The sequence below is a fragment of the Luteibacter sp. P4_D7_3 genome, assembly GCF_056401735.1.
Map to the genome: position 1 here is coordinate 1 of NZ_JBFUIT010000485.1, position 2,080 is coordinate 2,080.

The window sequence follows — 2,080 nt, forward strand, 5'->3', positions numbered from 1 at the left end:
ATCGTTTTCAGACCGTAGACGCGACCGGCGATATCGCCGGCGATCGCCGCGGATTCCGGCGCCAGCCGTGCCATGCGCGCGGCTTCGGCATTGCTCGACACCGGCACGCGCTCGGCGTCCGGGAGGTTCACACGCAGCCACGCCTGGCACTGCTGCAACGACTGCGGGTGCGAGAAGACGCGCTTGACGTCCTTCAACTCGCCGCTCAACGAGAGCAGGTTCTGGTGGACGCGCAGCTCCACTTCGCCGCAGATGGTGGCCTTGGAAACCAGGAACATATCCAGGGTCATCTGGATCATGCCCTGCCCCGAGTTCTCCACTGGCACCACGCCGAAGTCGGCATTGCCGGCAGCCACCTCCTGGAACACTTCCTCGATGCTACCCAGCGGCAGGCCGTAGGCGGCGTGGCCGAAATGCTTGCGCACCGCCTGTTCGCTGAAGGTGCCTTCGGGGCCGAGGAAGCCGATCTTCAGCGGCTGTTGCTGCGAAAGGCACGACGACATGATTTCGCGGAACAGACGCACCAGCTCCGCATTCGGCAACGGGCCGTCGTTGCGATCGATCACGCCACGCAGCACCTGGGCCTCCCGTTCGGGTCGGTAATATTCCACCGCCGCCTTCAACGGGCCTTTGGCCCGGCCGACCTGCTGTGCCCAACGGGCACGCTCGCTGATGAGCGACTGCAGTTGCTGGTCGATGCTGTCGATGCGCGTACGCGCCTCGACGAGCGTTGCTTGTTTGTCGGCAGGGGTCTTACTCATGGACGTCCAGGCGGCTAAGTGGTTACAAATGAAACGGTTACCACCGCAACAGCTATGCTGCAGTGCGGTGACCCCCGACTTTAACCGTGCTTCGCCGCAAAGTCCCGCATGAAGTTTACGAGCACGTCCACGGCTTCTTGCGGAACTGCGTTGTACAGCGATGCACGCATGCCGCCGACGGCCTTGTGGCCCTTCAGCGCAAGCAGGCCCGCAGCTTCGGATTCGGCGAGAAAAACCGCATCCAGCGCGCTGTCGTGCAAGGTGAATGGCACGTTCATTCGTGAACGTGCATCGACCGCGACAGGGCTGCGATAGAAACCGCCGGAGGCCTCGAAGGCGTCGTACAGCGTCTTCGCCTTGCGTGCGTTGCGCTCTCCCATCGCGACGAGGCCGCCCTGCGCTTCGAGCCATTCGAAGGTGAGACCGGCCAGATACCAGCCCCACGTATTGGGCGTATTGAGCATGGAATCGTTGGCGGCGTGCTCGGCGTAGCGGAAGATCTTCGCCATCGGCCGTCCCTTACGCGCCAGCAGGTCGTCGCGAATAATCATGACCACCAGGCCGGACGGCCCGATGTTTTTCTGCGCGCCCGCATAGATCAGCCCGAACTTCGAGACATCGACCGGCTCACTCAGGATATTCGACGACATGTCGGCGACGAGCGGAACGTCGCCTACGTCCGGCACGGCGTGAAATTCCACGCCGTGGATCGTTTCGTTCGGCGTGTAATGCACGTACGAGGCGCCGGGGTTGAGGTCCCAGCGCTCGCGCGGCGGCAAGTCAAGGTAATGCTCCTCCTCCGACGTACCCGCCACGCGGGCATCGATGTAAGGCGCCGCTTCGCGCACGGCTTTCTCGCCCCAGTGCCCGGTGACGATGTAATCGGCGGTGTCGCCATCGGCGGCGAGGTTCATCGGGATCTGGGCGAAATGCTGTGTGGCGCCACCCTGCAGGAACAACACCTTGTAGCCGGCAGGCACGGCGAGCAGCCGGYGCAGACGCTCTTCCGCGGTGGCGGCCAGCTGCATGAAAGCCTTGCCACGATGGGACAGCTCCATGACGGAGGCGCCCGATCCGTTCCAGTCGAGCATTTCGGCCTGCGCGCGCGTCAACACCGCTTCGGGTAGCGCCGCCGGTCCGGCGCTGAAATTCCAGGCTCTGCTCACTTGGTCTCGTCCACGGGGAAGGTCCCCGCATTATGCCGCTCAAAAATGGACGAACAGCACCATGGCGATGCCCAAAGCGAGGACGGCAGCCGTCAGGATCAGCCACCACACCTCGCCACGTGGGCCGGCGATGTCCTCGGGAAGCGCGTCATC

2 protein-coding genes and 1 pseudogene are annotated in these 2,080 nt (G+C 63.9%); all 3 read right to left on the reverse strand.

Going from position 1 to position 2,080, the window contains the following annotated elements:
* Positions 1 to 761, reverse strand: a 761-nt coding sequence (gene pheA, locus AC1DSN_RS21820) for a chorismate mutase (RefSeq protein WP_477332867.1), incomplete at its 3' end; no start/stop codon positions are given.
* Positions 762 to 841: 80 nt separating this feature from the next.
* Complete coding sequence (serC, locus tag AC1DSN_RS21825; RefSeq protein ID WP_477332869.1) at positions 842 to 1,927, reverse strand: 3-phosphoserine/phosphohydroxythreonine transaminase; 1,086 nt, start codon at positions 1,925 to 1,927, stop codon at positions 842 to 844.
* A 39-nt stretch (positions 1,928 to 1,966) separates the two neighbouring features.
* Positions 1,967 to 2,080: pseudogene (locus AC1DSN_RS21830) on the reverse strand (FHA domain-containing protein); the annotation flags it as partial.